We start from the raw sequence: 24,252 nt of genomic DNA on the forward strand, positions 1-24,252 counted from the left end.
CAGAAATTAAAGACTACATTATTCAAGCATCTTTGAACTCGGAAAATATTTGAGTGTCGCTATTTCGGACTCTCAACTTGAAGACTGCATAACCCACTCCAGCAATTCGATCTCCTGGCAGTTCTCCCTGTGTGAGTTGTTCGATAACGGGTTGAATATCATTGCGAATGCTGCGGTATTTTTTTGAAAGAGTGCGTAAATTGCGGTTGAAGGTTCGCGAAACTATAACTTGAATTAACGGCAAGTCAGTCATTCTCAATTCCTTCCCACATTTGAGCAACCGAAATGGTTTGCCCACTCATGGCTTCGTGCCAAGCTTGCCGAAAATCTTGTAGAAGCGCTGCTTTAGATTGACCCTCTCCGTCAATTTCTGAGGGTTCTGGAATACTAAAAGAATTAGCAGTCGGCATCTCTTGGATTTCTGCTGAGAAAACCTCTGGCAGATTATTTTGCGAAATGATTATCCCCTGACGTTGCTTTTGGCTGAGAAACTCTATAAAACTCGCAACTAATGCCAGATTTTCTGGAGAGAGTCGATCGAGCCATCGATCGATTTGATGTCGAAGTGCTGCTACATTCATAATGTCATCAAACCTGTTGATTTTACCTTAATTTTAACGTAAACCCGCCCCGCCTTGAATATCGCTCTTCCCTCTCTCTGCCTCTGACGCGGATGCGGTTCAAAACTCTTCTCCTCCCTTCTATGGCACAATCATAAATAAGATCAAACCTTCAAGCCACCATGACCGGAAACCTACCACCCCAATACGACCCCAAAGCCACCGAAACCAAATGGCAAAAATACTGGGAAGACAACCAAACCTTCAAAGCTGACCCAGAAGGCGGCGGCGAACCCTACTGCGTCGTCATTCCGCCGCCCAACGTGACCGGCAGCCTCCACATGGGACACGCCTTTGAAGAAACCCTAATTGATGTCCTCGTCCGCTATCACCGCATGACTGGACGCAATACCCTGTGGTTGCCGGGAACCGATCATGCTAGTATCGCAGTTCAAACTATTCTCGAAAAACAACTCAAAGCACAAGGCAAAACTCGCCACGATTTAGGTCGAGAAAAATTCCTAGAACGGGCTTGGGAATGGAAAGCTGAGTCTGGCAATACTATTACTAATCAATTACGCAGTTTGGGCGTGTCTGTCGATTGGTCGCGGGAACGCTTTACGATGGATGAAGGCTTATCCGCTGCGGTTTTAGAAGCTTTTGTCCGCCTCTACGATGAGGGGCTGATTTATCGCGGCAATTACTTGGTGAATTGGTGTCCGGCGAGTCAGTCTGCTGTGTCTGATTTGGAGGTTGACCAGCAGGAAGTTGAGGGGCATTTGTGGCATTTCCGCTATCCTTTGACGGATGGTTCGGGTTATTTGGAGGTGGCGACGACTCGGCCGGAGACGATGTTGGGCGATACTGGCGTTGCTGTGAATCCAGAGGACGATCGCTATAAGCATCTTATCGGTAAAACTGTCACTTTGCCAATTATAAATCGCGAAATTCCAATTTTTGCCGATGAATTAGTTGACGCGACTTTCGGAACAGGTTGCGTGAAAGTGACTCCCGCCCACGATCCGAATGACTTCGAGATGGGTAAGCGCCACAATTTGCCGTTTATCAATATCATGAATAAAGACGGCACTTTAAATGAAAATGCCGGAGAGTTCCAGGGACAAGACCGATTTGTTGCCCGCAAGAATGTGATAAAGCGGTTAGAAACAGACGGAGTTTTGGTAAAAATTGAAGATTACAAACATACAGTTCCCTACAGCGAACGCGGCAAAGTTCCTGTCGAACCGTTGCTATCTACTCAATGGTTTGTGAAAATCGATCCTCTGTCTCAGCGCGCTTTGGAAGCCTTAGATCAAAATAATTCACCTGTCTTTGTTCCTGAAAGATGGACAAAGGTTTATCGCGATTGGTTGGTGAAGCTAAAAGATTGGTGTATCTCCCGACAATTGTGGTGGGGACACCAAATCCCGGCTTGGTATGCTGTTAGCGAAACTCACGGCGAGATTACTGATACAACGCCGTTTGTGGTGGCGAAAACTGAAGCTGAGGCGAGGGAAAAAGCGGAGGCTAAGTTTGGCACAGATGTCCAGCTAGCAAGAGATCCAGATGTATTGGATACTTGGTTTTCGTCGGGATTGTGGCCTTTCTCAACTCTGGGATGGCCGGATGAAACTAAGGATTTGGATTTTTACTATCCGACAACTACTTTGGTGACTGGTTTTGATATCATCTTTTTCTGGGTTGCTAGAATGACGATGATGGCAGGACATTTTACAGGAAAGATGCCTTTTGAGACTGTTTACATTCACGGTTTGGTGTTGGATGAAAACGGCCACAAAATGTCTAAGAGTAAAAACAACGGTATTGACCCGCTGCTGTTGATTGCGAAGTACGGGACTGATGCTTTGCGCTACACTTTGGTTAAGGAAGTGATTGGGGCCGGGCAGAATATTCGCATGGAGTACGATCGCAAAACTGATGAATCTAAATCAGTCGAGACTTCCCGGAATTTCACGAATAAGTTGTGGAATGCCGCCCGGTTTGTGATGATGAATCTGGAAGGACAAACTCCACAGCAGTTGGGAAGTCCTTACCCCCCCCAGCCCCCCCTTGCTAAGGGGGGGAGTGAAGAAGGGTTGGAATTGTGCGATCGCTGGATTCTTTCTCGCTATTATCAAGTTGTACAACAAAGTCGCACTTGTTTAGAAAATTACGGTTTGGGAGAAGCAGCGAAGGGGCTTTACGAATTTATTTGGGGCGATTTTTGCGACTGGTATATTGAGTTAGTCAAGTCTCGCTTGCAGCAGGATGCTGAACCAAATTCTAAGAAAGTTGCACAGCAAACTTTTGCTTTTGTTTTGGAAGGCATTCTGAAATTGCTGCATCCTTTTATGCCGCACATTACTGAGGAAATTTGGCACACTCTGACTCAAACGGGTGATGGTGATTGTTTGGCTTTGCAAGCTTATCCTGAACCTGACACATCGCTAATCGATCCAGAATTAGAACACCAGTTTGATTTGTTGTTTGGGACAATTCGCACTATTCGCAATTTGCGGGCAGATTCTGATATCAAACCGAGTGTGAAGGTGACGGCGATTTTGCAAAGCGAAAATGAAAAGGAACGCCAAATTCTCTTGGATGGAGGCGTTTACATTCAGGATTTGGCGAAAGTCGAAAATCTGACGGTGACAGCTAATTTAGACGCAGATTTGGGACAGACAATTGCTGGGGTTGTTGGTACTGTCCAAGTCTTGATTCCTCTGGCTGGTGTGGTCGATTTAGCGGCTTTGCGTGGTAAGTTGGAGAAGAAGCTGGCCAAGGTGGAAGCTGAAATTAAGCATACGGCGGCGCGTTTGACTAATCAGAAGTTTGTGGATAAGGCTACTCCTGATGTGGTTCAGGGCGCGAGGGATGCTTTGGCGGAATCGGAAAAACAAGCTGAGATTTTGCGCGATCGGCTAAAGTTGTTTTAAGGAGTCATTAGTCAGTTGGCAGTTGGCAGTTGACAGTAGTGGCGGGTGGGGTGAGAAACCGGGTTTTTACCGAATCTCTGCATAACAACGAAGTATCTTCGTAAAAAACCCGGTTTCTGAGCTCCCGTGCGTAATTCCTAGGGCTAATTCACGTCTTCGGATACGCCTTCAATGAAAGCAACAATTCCTTTACCCCAGGGGTTTGATTCGGCGAAGTGTTCACCAACTTTCACTGCTGCATTTTTGCCACCATTGTAAAGCCGTTTGAGGCTGATTAGGTTTTGCCACTCGATCGGTTTTTGCTCTTTGATTTCCTTAAATTCTGCATCAATAATATTGAGTGCTTGTTGTTCGTCTTGCACGTAGGTATACTTTTTTTCTAATGCCTGAATGATTTGCACTACTGCATTTAGTGCGGCTTCAGGGGAGGATTGTTGGGCGGCGATGGTGATATTTTGGGCTTGATTGCCGTGGTTATCTCTGAAGTTCAAAGGGGCGTAGAAGGTTGAATTGGAGAAGTCCTGGGTGGGTTTATCAGACATTTCTTTTGTTGTTTTGTGGATTAGCTGGGTGGTTTCGTCAATTTTAGCAAGGATCTCGTTTGGCTGCGGTGGTTTGGCTGGCTGCGGTGTTAGGGACAACTGACGAATCGGGTAGTTGTAGTATTTGCAGGCGGCTTGGATGGCGAGGATGAGGTGGTGAACTTCTTTGCCTGATTTGGAGGGAATTAAGGTGAGGAGGTGGGGGAGATAAGTGGCAATTTTCTCTGTGTGCTGCTTAGCGATTTTGCCTAAGGCATCTGCCGCGCTCCAACGATAAAAGTCTGAATCTTCAACGAGTTTAAGTAATCCCTCAATTGCTGCCTTGTTACCAATTTTTCCTAAGGCTTTTGCCACACTAAAACGCACAGCAGATTTTGAATCTTTAACGAGCTTAAGCAATCCTTCAATTCCTGCCTTGTCACCGATTTTTCCTAAGGCATTGGCTGCTTTCTCACGCACAGCATAGTTTGAGTCTTCAAGGAGTTTAAGCAATCCCTCAATTGCTGCCTTGTCACCGATTTTTCCTAAGGCACTGGCTGCCATCAATCGCACATATGGGTCTGAATCTTTAAGGAGTTTAAGCAATCCCTCAATTGCTGCCTTGTCACCGATTTTTTCTAAGGCATCTGCTACGCTCGATCGCACATCAGAGTCTGAATCTTCAACGAGTTTAAGCAATCCCTCAATTGCTGCCTTGTCACCAATTTTTCCTAAGGCATCTGCCACACTCCAACGCACATCAGAGTCTGAATCTTCAAGGAGTTTAAGCAATCCCTCAATTGCTGCCTTGTCACCGATGTTACCTAAGGCATCTGCCGCACTCGATCGCACATCAGATTCTGAATGTTCAAGGAGTTTAAGCAATCCCTCAATTGCTGCCTTGTTATTGATGTTGCCTAAGGCATTTGTCGCTATCCTACGCATAGAATACTCTGAATGTTGAACGAGTTTAAGCAATCCTTCGATTGCTGCCTTGTTACCGATTTTTCCTAAGGGTTCTGCCACACTACAACGCACATCAGAGTCTGAATGTTTAAGGAGTTTAAGCAATCCCTCAATTGCTGCCTTGTCACCGATTTTGCCTAAGGCATCTGCCGCCATCCTACGCATAGCATAGTTTGATTGTTCAACGAGTTTAAGCAATCCTGGAATAGCTGCCTTGTCACCGATTTTGCATAAAGCTTCGGCCCCACTCCAACGCACATCCGAGTCTGAATCTTCAATGAGTTTAAGCAATCCCTCAATTCCTGCCTTGTCACCGATTTTGCCTAAGGCATCTGCCACACTCCAACGCACATCAGAGTCTGAATCTTCAACGAGTTTAAACAATTCAGAAATCGCTGCCTCGGAACCTATTTCGCCAAAGGCATATGCTACGCTACTACGCACCTCAGAGTCTGAATCTTGAACGAGTTTAAACAATTCAGAAATCGCCACCTCGGAACCGATCGCACCTAACGCATCTACCGCCCTCCTACGCACATCTGAGTCTGAATCTTCAACGAATTTAAGCAATCCCGGAATCGCCTCATCCGATCGCACTTCCCCCAAAAGCGCAACCTTCAACCACCCCGGCACATCCAACCCATCCACCAACCCAACCGTGCACTTCTGAAACTCCCGCTGCACCTCCCCCGCCAGCCGCGCCCCCAACATCACATCCACATCCAAAGCCAGCCGCACCACCCGCACCGCCTGCACCTCATCCCCCAACAGCGACAGCATGAAGGCAAGAGGCTCAGTCCATTTAAAATAATTTAAATAGAAATGCTGTAACCTTTCATCATCCGTGACATCATCATGCTTCTCAACCAACAGTTTCAGCAACGCCCGCCCCGCATAATACTCCTGAAATAATTGGTGATGAAACTCAATTTCCTCCGGCTTTGCCGCCACCTGTAACAAATGATGTTCCAGCAAATCCTCTAGCCATTCCTTCGCCTTCGTTGGCGCATCTAGCACCCCTCTATGATGCAACCAGCACTCCAAAATTCCCTCAGCCCGATCGCGAGAAATTGCCACCAAACCCTCCGTAGGCTGCTGCGAATCGCCCTGCAACATCACAAAAGCCAACTGCTGCAAAAGCTCCGATTTGAATCGCCGAAAATCATCCGAAACCGACGCACCGCCCTTAAATTCGTCATACTGGCGATCGAACTTCTGAAACAATTCCCCCTTACTTTGGGGAATTTCCCCGGTACTTTCAAACACCTCGCACATCATCCATAACAGTAACGGCGTTTCTGCAATTTCTCGCAGGCGATCGCGCAATTGTCGCAGCAGTGAATCCCCATGTTGCGGCAAATGTTTGTGCACAAACTCCTCCATCTGCGGTTTCGTCAGCGCGCACATTTCTAACTTTTTCTCAATTCCCAAAGATCCGCCCAGCGCCAAATCCCGCGTCGTCAAAATCATCGGCGTATCGGAATTGTCGTCGCGGAATAGCTGGAATTCATCCCGCCTTTGTTTGGATGGCATCTCATTCACGCCATCCAGCAACAGCAGCAACTTGCCATCCAGCAGCAAATCATCCACCTCTTCCGGGCTAACCCTGAGTTTTGCTTGTCGAAATTCGGCACAAATTGCTTGTACGATCGAGCGATCGCTCCTCAACTGCACTAATATCGGAATCGGGCGATCGCAATCCTTGAGTGCTTCCAGTGCCAATACCCACCGAAAACGCTGCAATACCGTCGATTTTCCCGAACCTGGCTTCCCCACTAGCAGCACATTTCCGTCGCGCAGGTATTTGCGGATTCCTGAGAGCACTTCCAGGCGAACTATTTTCGTTTTTGGTTGATTTTTTGGGGTTTGGGGCGATCGATCTTCCGGTGAAATTTCCACCCGCACCTCCACCTGTAAATCTGTCAGCGTGTAGAGATCCGGTTGGCTTTCATAGGACTTAATTAGGGATTGCAGATATTTAGGAAAATCAACTGGTTTTGCCATTTGATTGTAGATTTTAGAATATAGATTGATTATAGAATTTCCAGGTATGTAGTTGCGCTTCAGCGCTCTTTGCTTATATAAAGAAAGAGCGCTGAAGCGCAACTACGTACCTAATTCCTGTGCTCTTTCATATATAAAGAAATAAAGAGCGCCCAAGCGCAACTACGTACCTAACAACTACCAATTCCTAACCGTGCAATTCTCCATTAGGCATAATCGTGCCGCGGAATTGAGCGCCCGCTAAATTAGCCGTGCTCAAATCAGCCCTAATCAAACTTGTACGGTGCAAAATAGCATCCCGCACATCAGTTCGAGCTAGATAAGCATCAGTCAAATCAGCTTCACTCAAATTCGCTTGATTAAAATTAGCACGACTCAAATCAGCCCGTACCAAATTAGCACGACTCAAATCAGCCATCACCAAATTAGCATTACTCAACTTAGCATCAGGAAGAAACGCACCGCGCAAATTAGCACCAGCCAATTCAGCATCAATTAACACAGCTCTTTCCAACTTAGCATTTGTCATCACAGCCCAGGAAAAATTTGCTTCTACCAAAGTTGCTTCAGTTAAAAATGTGCCATCTAAAATAGCTTGGTTCAAATTTGCCTGAGTCAAATTTGCTTCCCGCAGAGATGCTTCAGTCAAATTCGCTTGACTGAGATTAGCTTTAGTCAAATCTGCACCCAGCAAATTGACACCCCGCAAATCTGCACCTTGCAAATTTGCACCCCGTAAATTTACACCCTCAAAAATCCGCTGTTCCTTCCGGAAATTCGCACCACGCAAGCAAGCACCGCGTAAATCTGCACCTTGCAAATTGACGCCTCGCATATCTGCATCAGTCAAATTTGCATCGATAAAAACTGCCAAAGAAATGTTGGCTTTGCGAAAATCTACACCTTGCAAACTAGCTCCGTGGAAGTCGGAATCAGACAAATTTGCTCCGCTTAAGTTTGCCTGATTTAAGTTAGCACCCGAAAACTTGGCATTAGTTAAATTTGCACGCTGAAGGTTAATTCTGTTCAGGTATGACATCGTTAAGTTGGCACCCCAGAGATCAGCACTGCTTAAATTGACGCCAATTAAATCTGCACCGCTCAGATGAACGCCTCTCAGATTCATACCTTGAAAATCAAGTTCTCCTGATGTATATCGCCTTAAAATTTCGCTAGCATTCATGTTGTTTTGTTGTTAATTATTGAGAAACTCTACTTGCTATTTAGAGATTGATGGTAGTTATAGTCTCTTAAAGAAGGACGAAAGTTTGTGCAACCCCAAATTTGTATCTGGGAATTTAATTAGTTTTATTCACAAATTCTTGAGTCCAATCGACTGTTTTGTTGCCTAACTGACGCCCGTGAATTTTTACATGAGTCAGAGATGGTGATTTTAAAGTACCCAGTTTTTTGTAAATGTATGTAGCTGTATCCTGTTGGCTTGGGACTTCGGCAGACTCCAGAATGACGTGGAGCCAACCCTCTTTAAATCCCGCTGTGGCAGTAATTCCCCTGGGTTGTAGCAATTGATTGATCAAAATGGCGATCGCCTTTGGTTTGCCTTGTTTTGCCATTTCCACAAGCTGATACTGATTTGGTTTGTGGCTAGAGTTTTGTGGCTCTGTTGCTGAACTATTTTCGGCAATATTCTCCTGGATTTCAGCAGGAGAACCCCCGCTTTCTTTTGACTCAACTTCGCTCAGCATTTTCATTAATTTGTCAGTAAATCCCTGAACTTTTGCTACATAATTTCTGAGATTTTTATATTTCCAATACAAACGCTCCTCGGCACTTTCTGTAGAAAATTTTCCGTTCATAGCAGCTTCTAAGTCGCTGAATATTTGTTCTATTTGCGCCGTTGTGAAGTTAGCACTTTGGCTGACTAAGCCTTTCATTTCCTCTTCCAATCCCAACTTGCGTTTGATGGAATCGGTAATATTGATAGTAACAGGAGCGGCTGGTTCTACACTTTCGACAATGGTCGGCATTTCTGCAACTTCGTCTGTTTCTACCAATTCCTGTCTGACATCAGCAGTGGCATTATTGCTGCTGGTTTTTGAGTCTTTAAACTGTATATTTTCTACCGGAGCAGGCACTAAGTAACTCTTCTGGGGGTCATAATGATAGTGAGCCGGAGCAGCTTGAATGATCTGAGTAATATCCCCAGGTTCAAAATATTCGTTGCGCCTGTCAACCGGGACAATATCTTCATAAAAACTGTTGTTTAAATGCGTCTGATCGTAGTCTTCGGTAGACGAATCTTCGCTAACCGAATCTTCGGCTATATCGCGTTCTTCCTGTTGCAATTTTGCGTAACAAGGATTCATTGCTTTGATGATCACGCTAGCTGCTTGGTCGCATTCGTCGGTGTTGTCGAGTTTGCCCGCAGTTCCGTACAAATTAGATTCGAGTTCTGCCAGGCTGCCACAGACATTAAATAGTTGTCGCAGCAGCTTGTCAAGTTCTTGGGTTTTAAGCAGCAGCCAATCGCGCTCGCTAAAAGTGAAGTCGTGATAAAGAGTAGAAAAAATGAGGATTTTTGCTCTCAGCGGATTGGTTTGCTGTACAATTTTTTGTCGGACATCAAACAAATTTCCGGCGTCTCTTTCTAGCGACTCTCCTGCGGGCAGTTGCGAATTGAAGTGGTCATCAAATGCAGGTGCTTCGTGACCACCAAAATTAGATATATTTGTTTCTAATTTGGTAAAATCTTGGTACTCGTAAAGCCTGCTCAGTTGGCAGACGATTTTATCTGCGACTAAGGCGTACTCGGTTTTTTTGTTAACCTTGGCAACGATATTGTTTAAAACTGTTTCAATATCTTCTAACCTGCTGTATTTAGCACAGATTTCTTCGATCAACTTTCCTACATCTGCGCTGGCGAGTTTTGCCGGATCGTTTTCCCAACTTTCTTTACAAGCAAAAAATATGATTTTTTTAATGCGCGAAAGATTGAGATCTTGTTCAAATTCGCGAACAACTTCATCTAAAATAGATAAAGATTGCATAGTTTTCCTCTCCCAAAAAATACCCTATTAGTCGATTTTAGATTTTAGATTTTAGATTTTAGATTTTAGATTTACTCTCACATTGAATCAAAGGAACCCGAACAGGAGTGTAAAATCTTAGTATCTCCACGACTTAAGTCGGGGACTTGTACCCGTTTTTGGGCGAGTCAAGAGTCAGCGATAAATAATAAAATCATACCACATTTGATAAATGCAAGACTTTGATGCGATCGTAATTGGCAGCGGTATTGGCGGCTTAGTGGCGGGTGCGATGCTGGCTCGCTACGGCAAAGGGGTACTCGTCTGCGAGAGCCACACCATAGCGGGGGGGGCTGCTCACAGCTTTTCGCGCCGGGGATTTCATTTTGATTCGGGGCCTTCTTTTTATTGCGGTTTGAGTGACCCCCAGTCGCTGAATCCTTTGCGGCAAGTCTTGAATATTTTGGAGGAATCGATCGCAGCTATTGCCTACGATCCCCTGGGGCATTACCATTTTCCTGAGGGAACTTTGCCAGTTTATGCTGATGCGAGAAATTACTTAGATGCTGTAGCTAAATTCGCACCGCAAGGCGCTATAGAATTGCAGCAATTTCAACAAAATTTATTAGTTTTGTATGAAGGTTTGCGGGGAATTCCGGCTTTAGCACTGAGATCCGACTGGCAGTTGATACCCGTGTTGCTGTCTCGCTACTCGCCTGCTTTGCTGAAGCTTTTGCCGTCATTAGGTGCGATCGCCAGTTCGGCTGGTACATTAATGGATAGGGACGTGCAAGATCCTTGGGTGAGGCGTTTGATCGATTTGGAGTGCTTCTTGCTATCGGGCTTGAAAGCGCATGGAACCGTCGCGCCAGAGATCGCTTTTATGATTGGCGAACGATCGCGATCGGCGATCGAGTATCCTGTAGGTGGCAGCGGTGCGATCGTCGATGCTTTAGTTCGAGGCTTGCAGCGCTGGGGTGGAAAATTGCGATTGGGAACACCCGTCGAGCAAATATTAGTTGAATCTGGCAAAACTACGGGAGTTCGCTTGCAAAATGGCGAAACAATCCGCGCCCCAATTGTGATTTCAAATGCTACAGTTTGGGATACTTATACAAAATTACTGCGCCCTGAAGATTTGCCGGAAAGTTACCGAAAAACTGCCTTATCGATGCCCGCCGTAGACAGTTTCATGCACCTGCATTTAGGCATTAAAGCCGAAGGAATCGAAGGCTTGACCGGCCACCACGTCGTCGTTCATGACAGCAAGGTTGACATTACAGTACCCGGAAATACCTGCATGATTTCGATTCCGACTGTGTGGGATGCAACTCTTGCACCGCCGGGACATCACGCGATTCACGCCTATACATTGGAACCTTACGCAGGCTGGGAGTATGGCGGCGGTTATCAGGAAAGGAAACAAGAGCGATCGCAATCTCTGTTCAAAGCTTTAGAAAAAATTATACCGGATTTGCGATCGCGAATAGTCCTGGAGTCGATCGGCACACCGCTAACCCACGCCCGATTTTTGCACCGCTATCAAGGAACCTACGGGCCTGCAATCGCCGCCGGCAAAGGCACCTTTCCGGGGCCGCAAACACCAGTCAAAGGCTTATATCGGGTGGGAGACAGCACCATGCCCGGAATCGGGGTTCCCGCCGTCGCAGCATCGGGTATTTTGTGCGCGAATACCCTAGTCAATTCCGACATCACAGCACAATTTTTGTAAACCCAGCCGCCACAGGTTCGTAGTAAGGACTTTAGTCCTCTTATAATTTTAAATAGGACTAAAGTTCTCACTACGAACACTTTATCCACCAGCGGCAAAAGCGCCCATAACTGCGATCGACAAAGCCAAACCGGGCAACAGCAGCATTCCTAACATCAAAGCATCATGTCCGCTCATAACTTTCTCCTGATACCGACGTTCGATAGCTTATCATACCCACCCAGATTTCGCCACCGCCTTAACAATTAAAACCGACAGATTGATTCAGGAGTCACCGGGCAAATCTTATTTACAATCGAATTTCCGCGCAAGTCAAGCGTCGTTAGCTTTTGCAAAGATTGCAGTGGACTGATATCGGAAATTTGATTGTTGTACAAGTCGAGTACAAACAAATTATTCAAAGCTTGCACCGCGCTGATATCAGCAATCGGATTATTGAACAAATAAAGTTGAGTCAAATTAGTTAATGATTTCAGCGGAGTAATGTCTGAAATTTGATTGTTGCCAAGGTTCAGCTCAACTAAATTAGTCAAACCTGCCAAAGGACTAACATCAGATATTTTATTTTCAAACAAAACCAGTTTATTTAATTTAGTCAAAGCTTTCAGCGGAGTTAAGTCAGATATTTGATTCTCGAATAGAAACAGCGTAGTGAGATTTTTCAAAGCAGCCAGCGGACTGATATCCGATATTTGATTTTTGTAAAGGTAGAGTGTCTGAAGTTCAGTTAAATTTGACAGAGGAGCGATATCTGATATTTGATTTTTGTACAGAATCAGCGCCTTTAAGTTGGTTAAAGTTTTCACGGGACTGATGTCAGAAATTTTGTTATCAAACAAGACAAGTTCGACAAGATTAGTTAGACGCGCCAGGGGACTGATGTCTGATATTTGATTGGTATCGAGAACGAGTTTAGTCAGATTTGTTAGAGATAAAAGCGGACTGATGTCTGATATTTGATTGACATCTATTATCAGAGTTTTCAGGTTGGTTAAAGATTTCAGGGGAGCGAGGTCAGATATTTGATTGCTACTAAGATTTAGATTAGTAAGTTGAGTGAAAGATGACAGGGGACTGATATCGGTAAGTTGAGCAAGTTTAAGATTTATTTCTGTTGTATTAGCAAGCACTTCGTTAGCTCGATCGCACTCGGTAGTATCTGATATTTGCAACAGTATTTCTACGGTATGTTTGGCGCCGGGAGAGAGATTATCTTTGTGCTTGCACCAATCGGGAAAGTTATTATAATTTGTTGTCATAGGTTTTACCTGTTAGTTCTTAAGGTACGTAGTTGCGCTTGAGCGCTCTTTCTTTATTATATGAAAGAGCGCTCAAGCGCAACTACATACCTGTTCTTGAGGTACGTAGTTGCGCTTCAGCGCTCTTTCTTTATTATATGAAAGAGCGCTCAAGCGCAACTACATACCTGTACCTGCACGTGTAAATCTTACATTTCCCGTAAATCTAGCAATTATGTCTAATTTGTGAATCGGATTTTTGCGGATTTTGAGAAATGTTAGCAAAAATTGTGTAAAGTAATCGTAACAACATCTTTTATTGCATTCATTTACAGGAGCCAACAGCCGACTATGACGCCAGAACTAATTTTCGATGTAGGTAATGTGTTCGTTTTGCCTTTCTGGGCAATTATGATTTTATTGCCCAACTGGGGAATCACCCGCAAAGTGATGAATTCCTTTATTCCGTTTGCCGTGCTCGCCGTCTTGTACATATATTTGTTTGGTAGCAGTCTGACTCCAGAAAATGCGGCTGCTTTGTCCAATCCTAAGTTGGCAGATATTGCTAAGTTTCTGGGGGAGGAAACGGCGGCTGCTACGGGATGGATTCATTTTTTAGTGATGGATTTGTTTGTGGGACGCTGGATTTATTTGGAAGGACAACGGACGGGTGTTTGGACTGTTCATTCTTTGGCTTTGTGTTTGTTTGCTGGGCCGATGGGATTGCTTTCTCATATTTTAACTGCTTGGATTACTGACAAGTTTTTCCCTAGTTCTGATGTGGTGGAAACTGCTAGTCCTTCGGTTTAAGCAGAGGGTTTTCAATAGTTTGGATGTTAATCATCCATTTCTTGATGCAGGTTTTAGTGGTGAGGATTTAAGTTGAGATTTATGGATGCGGACTGAAGTCCTCACTACGAACCTGGAAGAAGGACTGAAGTCCTGACTACGAACCTGCTAGAGGTAGGACTAAGCGGGCGACAATTAAGTTATTTTCTAAGATTTCTAAGGAAAAGTCTCCCCCCATTAAACGTACTGCTCGCTGACAAATTAAGAGATTTTGCCCGATCGACCTATTTGACGTAACGGCCAATATATCGCCGTGAAAACCGCCGTTGAAGCCGGCAAGTAACTGTCGATCGCACTCGCCACTATCAATCACAGATAATTCTAGCCATTCTTCCCCCAAAAGTTGAGAGCGAATCTCAATCTTATCGCCAGCTCCAGAACGCCTGCAAGCCATCGCCAGCAACTCGCACAGGATCAAATCCAGCTTGATGCTATCTCCGCGAACTCCCAAAGTCTTACCCGCAGGCAGCGACACAGCGGTCTCTCTGTTCACTTCCAGCAAGATTCCCGACTGTTTGACCAGGGGGGCCGTGCGATCGAGCGATCGCCTCAGCCAAGCGCTCACAGGCACCGCATCTTGTCCGAATTGCGGCCGCCACTGTTCCTGTTTCAGCACCAAATGAATTGACCCCAAAGCATTGCCAATTTGCCGCAAAACCTGTTGGTAGCGCAAGGTTTTCAGAGCATCCTTTTGTTCCTTCGCCGACTGCAAAATCGACTGGCTCAACTCTCCCAACTCCTTGAGGCCCGCTGCCACAGTGCGGTAAAAATCCTCGAAACGGCGCTGCTTGTACCAGTTGAGCATCTCCAGATCCAATCGCTGCGACTCCTGCGCCGATTGCACTGCCACATACCTGCGCCGCCAAGCCAACTGAGATGCCATCGAACTCAGCAAATTCACCGACAACTCCGACCACTGGCGGCCCGGAGCGTCCGCCACCACCACAATGCCCAAGGGAGCGTGTTCTGGGGCACTCCGCAGCGCCACTGTCATAATTTCGCCAATTCCTGGACTCCGCAGCCACCGCTTTGTCGCCAGCAGCACTTGGCTCATACTCTGTTGCAGCACGCCTCCTGCCGCCAGGGTTTGTTGGATCAAAGCGTCTGTTTGGACAGGAATCAGCGCCTCGGGATTCAGGGCAAATACGGGATTGGCAGCTACTGCGGCGGAGATTGAAGCTGCCTCGTAGCCGGGATTCCAAGTAATTACTGCCACTAAAGGACAGGCAATTGTCTGGGAAACGTGTTCGGCAAAATGACGATCGAGCTTTTGCAGCGGCAACTCTGGGAACATATTCGGCGAAGCAACAGATTTCTGTTGTGGAGATTGCGGCTCGCCCGAATGCTGCAACAGCGCTAAACCCGATTTGATCGATCGCTCAAATTCCTGATATTTGTCAATTTCCGAACTCTGCTGCCAGGAGTGCAGAATCAATCCTAACTGTTGGCTGACTACTCGAACTAATTCTCGCTCCGATCGCCTCCAAGTGCGAGTTGCGCTGTGCCCGACAACCAGCAAACCCTCGATCGATTTTCGATTTTCGATTTTCGATTTTCGACTGGGGTTTTCTCCCTCGGACTGTTTTGTGCGAGTGCTCGATGCCAAAAGCGATCGCACCCCCGCTTCCGCCAGCACTTCCCGCCAAGCGCCCAACCGCCCGTCTTCCTCCCAATTTTCGATCGCCAGAGGTTCCGCGCTTTCTTGCAGCAGCCCCACATCAGCCACATCAAGGGCGTTGAGTGGCGACGGTACTTGTCTGCGGTTGCGGGGCAGATTTTGGGAGACAATTTCAAAGCGATTTTGTTCTTCCCTGTACAACAACAGCAAAAAGTATTCGCACTTGAGCCGAGAGCACAACTGCTCCGCCGTATTTTTCAAAGTCGCCTCCCAGTCAGCATCGCTGTAGATGGCGCGAGCTATTCCGGCAGTTAAATCTCGATCGAGCTGTGTTTGCTCAATCCTCTCCTCCATTTCCGACAGAGGAGCCGTCAGAGCCACTAATTGCGCCGCTCCCCGCAGGTACTGTTTTTCATTGTCTTGCCAAATCCGCGGCTCGCCAGCTTCCACTGCCAAAAATCCCAACAATTCCCCTTCCAAAACAATCGGCGCCGCCAACAGAGAGCGAGCGCGAATTTGCTGCATCAACCGCCCCGTCAGCTCAGTTTTCAGAGAACTGTGAGATTCACCGATCCAAACTATTTGTTGGGCCGCTAAAGCCTGATAAAATTCGCCCAAGTCTTGCACAGTAATGCCCGAAGCCGGTCGGATCTGGCCCAAACCAGGAGCAATTTGGCGGTTGCTAACTCGGCGCCAAAAATAGCGTCGCTCTCGCTCGAACCAATAAACATTAGTGCGCGTCGGCTCAATAAATTCATGGGCTTGTTCGACTACCGCTTGCAAATATTGGTCGAGCGATCGCAATTCCCGCAACTGCGAAATCAGTGCTAACAGAGACTCATCCGGGCGTTTGACCTGTTGTCGCTGCCAATCTTTTTCTATTTGATAAAGAGCAGTTGCCAGTGCTCCAAATACGATCGCCAACTGCGTTTTTTCTGCCGCATTTGGCGCAGAACCCCACACGTCTGTCCCCAGCAAAATTACGCCGTAGCAGCGATCTTTGTAGCGCAACGGAAACAGAGTCGTGCCTTGAATATTGTAAGTTTGAGCCGCTTTGCGCCATTCTCCGGCCCTGTTTTCCGATCGCAAATCCGGGACTCCCACGGGCCGGAGCTGAATCACCACTTGTTCCAGCAAATCCCCCGGAGTCAGGGAAAACCGCTGTTTGAGAAAAGACAAGTCGCCATTAGGAGTCATGCCGCCTTTCCCTAACAATCGGTGCGCCTGTCGATCGTACAACCCGATCCAAATCAACCGCCAGTCAAATTCCGCTTGCAAGTAACCGAGTGCCGTCTCCAGCAGCACTTCCACATTCTCCTCTTCTCGGAGAGTTTGGAGCACGCGCTCCAGCCCCGCGATTTGTTCGTCTAAATCCTTCGCTCTTTGCTCCTGCCCCATGTCCCAGATTCCCCACACCTTTGTCCAATTTCAACTTACAAACTTAAAAATTTCAAAATTTAAAATGGAAAAGAATCAACCTATAATATAGTCGTCTAAATTATGCTTCAATCTAAAATGTCGATCCGGTCGATCGCAGTAAAAGTAAAAATCTCACCTTCCCAGGGGAGTAGCTCATTTTTATAAAAAGCATTTTATTGTATATATATAGTGCTGTCCCGGCTCGCTTGGTTATAACCGCAAGCGAGCGGGGACAGCACTATCAAGGCAAAACTGAGATGCTCCCCCTTTCCAGTCTCCTGCTGACTATTTTTATTTCCCTTCTGATTTCTCATTTGTCAATAGCCCCAGGACAAGTCATTGGATATTTATCAATTAGGTGTGCGCCCGCTGTTGTTTTCAGTATTGAAAACCGATGCCGAGTGGCTGCACAACCGCACTCTTCAAGTTCTAGAAATAGCAGCCCGAACCCAGTCTAATCCTGCCACCAGTCAAATGCTCTCTCGATTGCAGAAATCTTTGGGAGTCCAAGATTCTCGCCTCGAACAATCGAAGTGGGGACTGAGCTTTAAAAATCCTGTCGGCTTAGCGGCAGGATTTGATAAAAATGGTGTAGCTGCGGACATTTGGGCAAATTTTGGCTTTGGCTTTGCCGAACTCGGTACAGTCACCTCCCAAGCGCAGCCGGGAAATCCCCAACCTCGGTTGTTTCGCTTGTCTGCTGACAGTGCAGCCCTCAACCGCATGGGATTTAACAATCAAGGAGCCGCGGCAATGGCAGCCCGGTTTCAGGAAGCACAGAAAAAGTTAAAATTAGACGGCTCGCGCCCCATGCCTGAGCCTCCTTTCCCCTTGGGCATCAATCTTGGTAAATCTAAGGTAACACCGTTAGAGCTGGCCGCAGCCGATTATTTGGAGAGTTTTAAGCTGCTCAAAGATTGGGGCGACTATTTTGTAGTCAACGTTTCCTCTCCCAATACGCCTGGATTGCGATCGCTCCAAGATGCTGCTGGGCTTAGCACAATTTTGGAAACTTTGCAACAAGAAAATCGGGGAATCAAGCCAATTTTAGTCAAGATTGCGCCGGATTTGGAACCAGAGGCGATCGCATCCATCCTCGACTTAGCAAAAACCTACCAACTAGCAGGAATTATCGCCACCAACACCACGATCCGCCGCGACGGATTGAAAACCCAAATCTTGCCAGAAACAGGCAAACCCATCGCCGAAGAAGCGGGCGGAATTAGCGGAATACCAGTGCAAGTGCGATCGACAGAAGTAATCAGATTTATCTGGCAATATACCAAAGGCGAATTACCAATAATTGGAGTAGGCGGCATTTTCACCGCCGAAGATGCTTGGGAAAAAATTGCCGCCGGTGCGAGTTTAATTCAAGTTTACACAGGTTGGGTTTACGAAGGGCCTTGGATGGTACGCCGAATTTTGGCAGGCTTGCTGCAAAAGTTAGAAGAAAAAGGATTTAATTCAATTTCAGAGGCCGTTGGTTCGGAAAATATTAAATAGTCGAACATTTTTCAAGGTACGTAGTTGCGCTTCAGCGCTCTTTCATAGATATAAAGAAAGAGCGCTGAAGCGCAACTACATACCTGGATCTGAGTACAGCACTTAAAAAAAATGCTTACATAATAATCTGACACCAAAATAGCAGCTTATCCAAGCACTTTTTCAAGAGTAATAAAATAAAAGTTATGAGCGCTGCGTTCAAGATTTTAGCCCTTAAAAATAGGACTAAAGTCCTCACTACAAACGGGGTTGTTTATCAAGAACAGCAAATTATTTAAGTTCAAGAGTTGTCAGTTTTGAGTCAAACAAAATTGCCAACGCAACTCACAACTCAGAACTCGCCAGTTGCGGTAGCGCTCCCTAAATTACTTGCGTTTAGAAAATTCTGAAATCTTCCAATCTATGCTCGCCATCAAGAAACGTTCTAGAGCTTTTAAATTGTCTTGTTGGATATTTTGAATAAGTTGAAACGCATTTTCAGACTGAACATTTGCCGAAAATTCGTCAGCGGTTGCTGGTGCTTTTTGCGATTGGGCTGGTTCAGAAGACGCCTCAAATCTGATTTGTGGGTGCTGATTTTCTTTTTCAGTCATTTCTGAGTCACCTCCTTGAGTGATTAGATACATAACCATGACTACAAATACAACTTATCTGTATCCGGGATTTGGGAAGTAAATTTTTCAGTCCCCGAGAATCGCAGTTACCAAGAGACTTGAAAGTTTTGAGTTCAGTTATCAGATATCTTCAACAGCACTTATGCACTTTCCCTCAGAAACCCATTCTTTTTGGGTAAGTCCTGTTGAATTAATACCTCGTATTTTCCGATAAAATAACCGCGATCCGGTTTTGAGTGAGGAATGCGAGTCCTCCATACAAACTAATTTCATTGCGCTCGTGACCGCAGGCACGATATTACCAGACAGAATTGGTTGAAAGCCCGCCCGCCCGGGAGAAATTAAAATCACGCTATTCATTACTCCAATCCTCTTCCTTCTAGGTAGAGGTCGCTCTTAAACTGTCAACTGTCAACTGTCAACTGTCAACTGTCAACTGTTGAAGCATTCCTAACTCACACACTGCCAGTGATGCACATCACTGAATTGTTATATTTACTTAACAGTAATATTTCCGAAATTCTGATATGGTTAAAGCTTAACAATTAATTTGACTGCGATCGCTCTCAAGCTGAAAGCAAGGGTCTGGAAAATATTAAGAAACTGAAGGTGTAGAGCCGATGGCGATTTATGTTGATACAGCAATTGTAGCGGAAGCCATACGGGCGAGCAAGTTCGGGTGGATAGCGGGAATTACTACTAATCCCACACTTTTGGCAAAAAGCGAGCTATCTCCTGAAGAGACACTAAAACAACTGGCACAACTGATTTCCGGGGAAGTCTATTATCAGCTAACAGCATCTGATTTTGATGGCATGGTAGTAGAAGGAAAGGCAGCTTTTGGATTAATTGGACAACAGACAGTTTTGAAAGTTCCAGCAACGGCGGCGGGCTTCCAAGCAGTAGCCCATTTGTCGCCGGAAATTCCTTGTGCAGTGACGGCTATTTACAGTGCAGCCCAGGCCGTTGTTGCCACAGAAGCCGGCGCCAAATATGCGATCGCCTACGTGAATCGCGCCACCAGACTCCTCGGAGACGGTTTTGCTTTAGTGCGGGATATGGCAAATGTTTTGCAGAGAACGAATACAGAGATTTTGGCAGCCAGCATTAAATCGCCGGAAGAAGCGGTAAAGACTTTATTAGCCGGCGCTCATCATTTGACATTACCTTTGGACGTATTGCAAGCAATGGCCGTTCACGAATTGTCCCAGCAAACAGTTGATGAATTTGCCAAAAACGGGCGAGGAATTAGTTATTAGCTCATGTAGATAAAGGGCAAATCCAAACTTGTACTTTTAAATGTGAGGGCTTATGACAATTACTCGCGTTTCTGTAGACTCAGCAGGCAATCAAGCGAACAATGACTCCTACAGCCCCTCCATCTCAGCCAATGGTCGGTTTGTGGCGTTTACTTCTGCTGCCTCCAACCTCGTGCCGGGGGATACTAACAATAACAACAACATCTTCGTGCGGGACACGCTCACCAATACCACCACCAACGTCTCTGTAGACTCAGCAGGCAATCAGGGGAACCGTAACTCCCGCCGCCCCTCCATCTCAGCCGACGGGCGGTTTGTGACGTTTTCTTCTGCTGCCTCCAACCTCGTGCCGGGGGATACTAACAATACAGACGACATCTTCGTGCGGGACACGCTCACCAATACCACCACCCGCGTGTCAGTAGACTCAGCAGGCAATCAGGCGAACGATGCCTCCGGCCGCCCCTCCATCTCAGCCGACGGGCGGTTTGTGGCGTTTTATTCTGATGCCTCCAACCTCGTGCCGGGGGATACTAACAGTAGCGGAGACATCTTTGTGCGGGACACGCTCACCAATACCACCACCCGCGTCTCTGTAGACTCAGCAGGCAATCAGCAGTATGGTAGTAGGAGCTTCTTCAACTTCCCCTCCATCTCAGCCGACGGACGGTTTGTGGCGTTTGATTCTAGTGCCTCCAACCTCGTGCCGGGGGATACCAACGGTTACACAGACATCTTTGTGCGGGACAGGCTCACCAATACCACCACCCGCGTCTCTGTAGACTCAGCAGGCAATCAGGGGAACAGTGTCTCCCAAACCCCCTCCATCTCACCCGACGGGAGGTTTGTGGCGTTTGAGTCTTTTACCTCCAACCTCGTGCCGGGGGATACTAACAGTAGCGGAGACATCTTCGTGCGGGACACGCTCACCAATACCACCACCCGCGTCTCTGTAGATTCAGCAGGCAATCAGAGGAACTTTCGCTCCGACAACCCCTCCACCTCAGCCGACGGGCGGTTTGTGGCGTTTGAATCTGGTGTCTTCAACATAGTGGGTACCAAGACCTTCGACATCTTCGTGCGGGACACGCTCACCAATACCACCACCAACGTCTCTTTTGACTCAGCAGGCTATCCGGAGGAGGGAGGTAATCCCTCCATCTCAGCCGACGGGCGGTTTGTGGCGTTTTATGCATCTCCCTCCAACGTAGTGCCGGGGGATACTAACAATACAGACGACATTTTTGTTGCTGACACCAGCAGCACTCCAAACGTCATCAACGGCACTCTCGGCAACGACAACCTGACTGGCACAAGTGGCAACGATATCATCAACGGTTTGGAAGGTGATGACGTGCTGACCGGTTTGCGGGCTAATGATGTCTTAAATGGCGGCGACGGCAACGATATCCTGTCTGGCGGCAAAGGTTTTGACACCCTCAACGGCGGTTTGGGCAACGATAATCTCGTCGGCGGCTTGGGCAACGATGTATTTGTTTTAGGTACGGGGTTGGGAATTGATACCATCTCTGATTTTGCCAACGGCCAAGATACCATTCAATTAATTAATGGTTTGACCTTCGGACAACTATCAATTTCTGCTGGAATGAACGGCACATTAATTGGAGTAGCCAGCAGCGGTGAAGTTTTAGCATTTTTGACAGGCGTTCCTCCCAATTTCATCGGCACTGAAGATTTCTTCTCTGTTTAAAGATAGGGGAAAAGCTGAAAATACCCTTCAATTATATGATGGTTAATTCACCAGAGATGATATAATTGCTACTTGATTATTAGTTATTTGCACTCTTCTAATCACAAATAACTAATAACCAATAACTAATAACCAATAACAACTGACTAAGGCATTCGCCAAATCTTAATCGTGCGATCGGGACTGCCGCTGACCAAAGTCTTGTTATCTCTAGAAATAGCCACAGAATTCACAAACTGGCCGTGACCAGAAAGAGTGTTTCTTTCTTTCCCCGTCTTCAAATCCCACACTATAATATCTCCGCCCCCACTGATCAAAGTGCGACTGTCGGGACTAAAGGCGATCGTCCTCACCCAGCTCGAATGGCCTTTAAAAGTGCGAGTGCGCTTCCCGTCTTGCACGTTCGACAAACGGATCGTATTGTCGCTGCTAGCGCTAGCCACAACTTGACCGTTCGGGCTAAAAGCCACAGCATTAACCGCACCCCCGTGGCCAGTGATAATTCTTCTGACTTCTCCGGTGTCAAGATTCCACAAACGCACAGTCTTGTCCTCACTGCCACTAGCGAGAGTTTGACCGTCCCGGCTCAAAGCGATCGCGTTTACTCCTCCGGTGTGACCGGTCAAAGTCAGCAACCTGCTGCCGGTTCTGACATTCCACAAGCGAACAGTTTTGTCATCGCTCCCGCTAGCCAGATTTTGACCGTCGCTGCTGAAGGCGATCGCGTTGACAGGGGCTTTGTGAGCAGGAATTGTCCGCACCCGCCGCCCCGTCTTCAAATCCCACAAAATCACATTATTGTCATTGCCGCCGCTGGCCAAAGTCGAATTGTCCGGGCTCACCGCTAGCGTGCTAACCGATTTTTTAGAATGCACCGGATTCAGAGTCCGCACCAGGCGTCCCGTCTTCAGATTCCAAATTCTAATCGTCCCAAAGCTGGCGCTGACCAAAGTTTGACCGTCCGGCGACAGGGCGATCGCATTTACACTTCCGACATTATCCAAACTTCTTTGCAAAAACTGACTGCTAGGCAAACTAGAAAGCAGCCACAACGGATTTGCCGGAAACACCCCGTAACGCATCGAACCATAAATTTGAGACGCGCCAATACCCAGCATCAAAACAGCAGCGCCCGCCACCAACTTCTTTTTCCAATCTAAAACCTCTTGCTCCGACTGGTTCAAGCCACCAGAATTCAGAGGTTTGAGGCGGTTGATGGAAGTCTGCTTCGTCGCCCCAGACACCCCGGAAGTTCCGCGAATTTTAGTTTGTCCCGTCGTCGGCAACTGAGTTGGTAACTGAGTTTCCGCACCGTCAAGATTAATTTCCTCCAAGCACTGCAAAACCATCTGCGGACTTTGAGGTCGATTTCCGGGAAAAGGCGCCATCAGGTAATCGATGACATTAGCCAAGGGGTCGGAAACCTGAGGAGCTCCTTTGCGCCACATTAATCTGCCCGTGCGGGGGTTCTCTGGGAACGCAGTCGGTGGCTTCCCAGTCAACAAATAAACAAAAGTGCGCCCCAGAGCAAAAAAATCCGACTGCGGAACAGCCTTGCCATTAGTTTGTTCGGGCGGGGTATAGCCAGGGGAAACAATACCAGTGACATTTTGCCCCTGGCCCACCTTAGCGAAATAAGTCGCCGACACTTCCCGAGCAGTCCCGAAGTCAATGAGCACTAGCTGCCCGTTCGGCTTGCACATAATATTGTGCGGCTTGATATCCCGATGAAAATAGTTGAGTCGGTGAACTTGGTCTAAAATTTCCGACAGTTGTTTGAGCCAGTTCAGAGCTTGTTCTTGACTGATCGGGCGGCCCCGATGTTTCAGCCAGTCTTGCAAATTGGCCCCAGCAATTTTCTCCATCACCAGACAGTGAAAAGACTCTGTGCTGTGAGCTGGCGAAAATGTAAAATAACCGTCGCGATCGACCTTTGGAATACCTGGATGTCTCAGCCTGACCAATACGTCGGCTTCTTGCTTAAACAGTTCTACAGCTTTGGGATGTTCTTTCAGCAGGACTTTGAGCACTCTTCGGGCGCCGTTGTCGTCCACTTCAAATGTTCTGCCAAAGCCACCGCCTCCGAGAGGCGCGACTAGCCGATATCTACCTTGCAACAAAAGTTCAGACCCGCAGTGGATGCACGCGGATTTACCAGAGTTGGCTGGATCGGAGGGATTCGGGCATTTGGGATTGAGGCAATAACTCACGAAGCCACATAACCCTGATTGAGGTTGCTGCTACACAAAACTTAGCTAAACTTTCTCAAGTCTCACTATTCAATCAAGATTGCTCTTGAAGGGTCTGCTTCCTGCTTCACCCAAGGGAGTCGGCT

Annotated in this window: 15 protein-coding genes; 6 read left to right on the top strand and 9 right to left on the bottom strand. The window is 46.9% G+C overall.

What is annotated here, in order from left to right; genetic code table 11:
• Positions 1-22: 22 nt before the first annotated feature.
• On the bottom strand, positions 23-253 hold the full coding sequence (locus JGK22_RS04305) for a hypothetical protein (protein WP_293174342.1): 231 nt from the start codon (positions 251-253) through the stop codon (positions 23-25).
• Positions 246-581 carry a hypothetical protein gene (locus JGK22_RS04310; protein WP_293189288.1) on the bottom strand — a complete coding sequence of 112 codons (336 nt, stop codon included), beginning with the start codon at positions 579-581 and terminating at the stop codon, positions 246-248. Before JGK22_RS04310 ends, JGK22_RS04305 begins: the two co-directional genes overlap by 8 nt.
• Positions 582-742: 161 nt before the next feature.
• Here JGK22_RS04310 and JGK22_RS04315 point away from each other — a divergent pair, with 161 nt between their 5' ends.
• Positions 743-3,496: a valine--tRNA ligase gene (locus JGK22_RS04315; protein ID WP_293197162.1), complete on the top strand. Its 2,754-nt coding sequence runs from the start codon at positions 743-745 to the stop codon at positions 3,494-3,496.
• A gap of 143 nt (positions 3,497-3,639) precedes the next feature.
• Here JGK22_RS04315 and JGK22_RS04320 read toward each other — a convergent pair whose 3' ends face one another.
• The 3 genes from JGK22_RS04320 to JGK22_RS04330 form a co-directional block, all read right to left on the bottom strand.
• Entirely contained in the window at positions 3,640-6,987 is a 3,348-nt protein-coding gene (locus JGK22_RS04320; RefSeq protein WP_293312403.1) for a HEAT repeat domain-containing protein, read from the bottom strand.
• A gap of 187 nt (positions 6,988-7,174) precedes the next feature.
• Positions 7,175-8,170: a pentapeptide repeat-containing protein gene (locus JGK22_RS04325; RefSeq protein WP_293174353.1), complete on the bottom strand. Its 996-nt coding sequence runs from the start codon at positions 8,168-8,170 to the stop codon at positions 7,175-7,177.
• Positions 8,171-8,285: 115 nt separating this feature from the next.
• Positions 8,286-9,995: a hypothetical protein gene (locus JGK22_RS04330; RefSeq protein WP_293197160.1), complete on the bottom strand. Its 1,710-nt coding sequence runs from the start codon at positions 9,993-9,995 to the stop codon at positions 8,286-8,288.
• Between the two features lie 211 nt (positions 9,996-10,206).
• Here JGK22_RS04330 and JGK22_RS04335 point away from each other — a divergent pair, with 211 nt between their 5' ends.
• On the top strand, positions 10,207-11,706 hold the full coding sequence (locus JGK22_RS04335) for an NAD(P)/FAD-dependent oxidoreductase (RefSeq protein ID WP_293204681.1): 1,500 nt from the start codon (positions 10,207-10,209) through the stop codon (positions 11,704-11,706).
• Between the two features lie 245 nt (positions 11,707-11,951).
• Here the strand turns inward: JGK22_RS04335 and JGK22_RS04340 are convergent, their stop codons facing one another.
• Positions 11,952-12,965, bottom strand: coding sequence for a leucine-rich repeat domain-containing protein (locus JGK22_RS04340; RefSeq protein WP_293210366.1), 1,014 nt, complete (start codon positions 12,963-12,965; stop codon positions 11,952-11,954).
• A 330-nt stretch (positions 12,966-13,295) separates the two neighbouring features.
• On the opposite strand from JGK22_RS04340, the gene JGK22_RS04345 reads away from it, so the two are divergent.
• Positions 13,296-13,754 carry an ABA4-like family protein gene (locus JGK22_RS04345; RefSeq protein ID WP_293174365.1) on the top strand — a complete coding sequence of 153 codons (459 nt, stop codon included), beginning with the start codon at positions 13,296-13,298 and terminating at the stop codon, positions 13,752-13,754.
• 136 nt (positions 13,755-13,890) lie between these two features.
• Here JGK22_RS04345 and JGK22_RS04350 read toward each other — a convergent pair whose 3' ends face one another.
• Positions 13,891-16,809, bottom strand: a complete 2,919-nt coding sequence (locus tag JGK22_RS04350; RefSeq protein WP_293312405.1) for a GAF domain-containing protein — start codon at positions 16,807-16,809, stop codon at positions 13,891-13,893.
• A 360-nt stretch (positions 16,810-17,169) separates the two neighbouring features.
• On the opposite strand from JGK22_RS04350, the gene JGK22_RS04355 reads away from it, so the two are divergent.
• The gene (locus JGK22_RS04355; protein WP_293174371.1) at positions 17,170-18,333 is read left to right on the top strand and encodes a quinone-dependent dihydroorotate dehydrogenase; all 1,164 of its coding nucleotides are present in this window, start codon (positions 17,170-17,172) and stop codon (positions 18,331-18,333) included.
• 365 nt (positions 18,334-18,698) lie between these two features.
• On the opposite strand, the gene JGK22_RS04360 is transcribed toward JGK22_RS04355, so the two are convergent.
• Complete coding sequence (locus tag JGK22_RS04360; RefSeq protein ID WP_293174374.1) at positions 18,699-18,926, bottom strand: hypothetical protein; 228 nt, start codon at positions 18,924-18,926, stop codon at positions 18,699-18,701.
• 641 nt (positions 18,927-19,567) lie between these two features.
• Between JGK22_RS04360 and JGK22_RS04365 the strand changes: the two genes are divergently transcribed.
• Both JGK22_RS04365 and JGK22_RS04370 read left to right on the top strand, forming a co-directional pair.
• Entirely contained in the window at positions 19,568-20,206 is a 639-nt protein-coding gene (locus JGK22_RS04365) for a transaldolase family protein (protein ID WP_293232081.1), read from the top strand.
• Positions 20,207-20,258: 52 nt separating this feature from the next.
• Positions 20,259-21,917, top strand: coding sequence for a calcium-binding protein (locus JGK22_RS04370; protein ID WP_293216490.1), 1,659 nt, complete (start codon positions 20,259-20,261; stop codon positions 21,915-21,917).
• Between the two features lie 146 nt (positions 21,918-22,063).
• Here the strand turns inward: JGK22_RS04370 and JGK22_RS04375 are convergent, their stop codons facing one another.
• Positions 22,064-24,127 carry a serine/threonine-protein kinase gene (locus tag JGK22_RS04375; RefSeq protein ID WP_293216488.1) on the bottom strand — a complete coding sequence of 688 codons (2,064 nt, stop codon included), beginning with the start codon at positions 24,125-24,127 and terminating at the stop codon, positions 22,064-22,066.
• Positions 24,128-24,252 lie beyond the last annotated feature (125 nt).

Origin of the sequence: Microcoleus sp. PH2017_08_TRC_O_A (assembly GCF_020738665.1) — a bacterium.
Lineage (GTDB): Bacteria > Cyanobacteriota > Cyanobacteriia > Cyanobacteriales > Microcoleaceae > Microcoleus.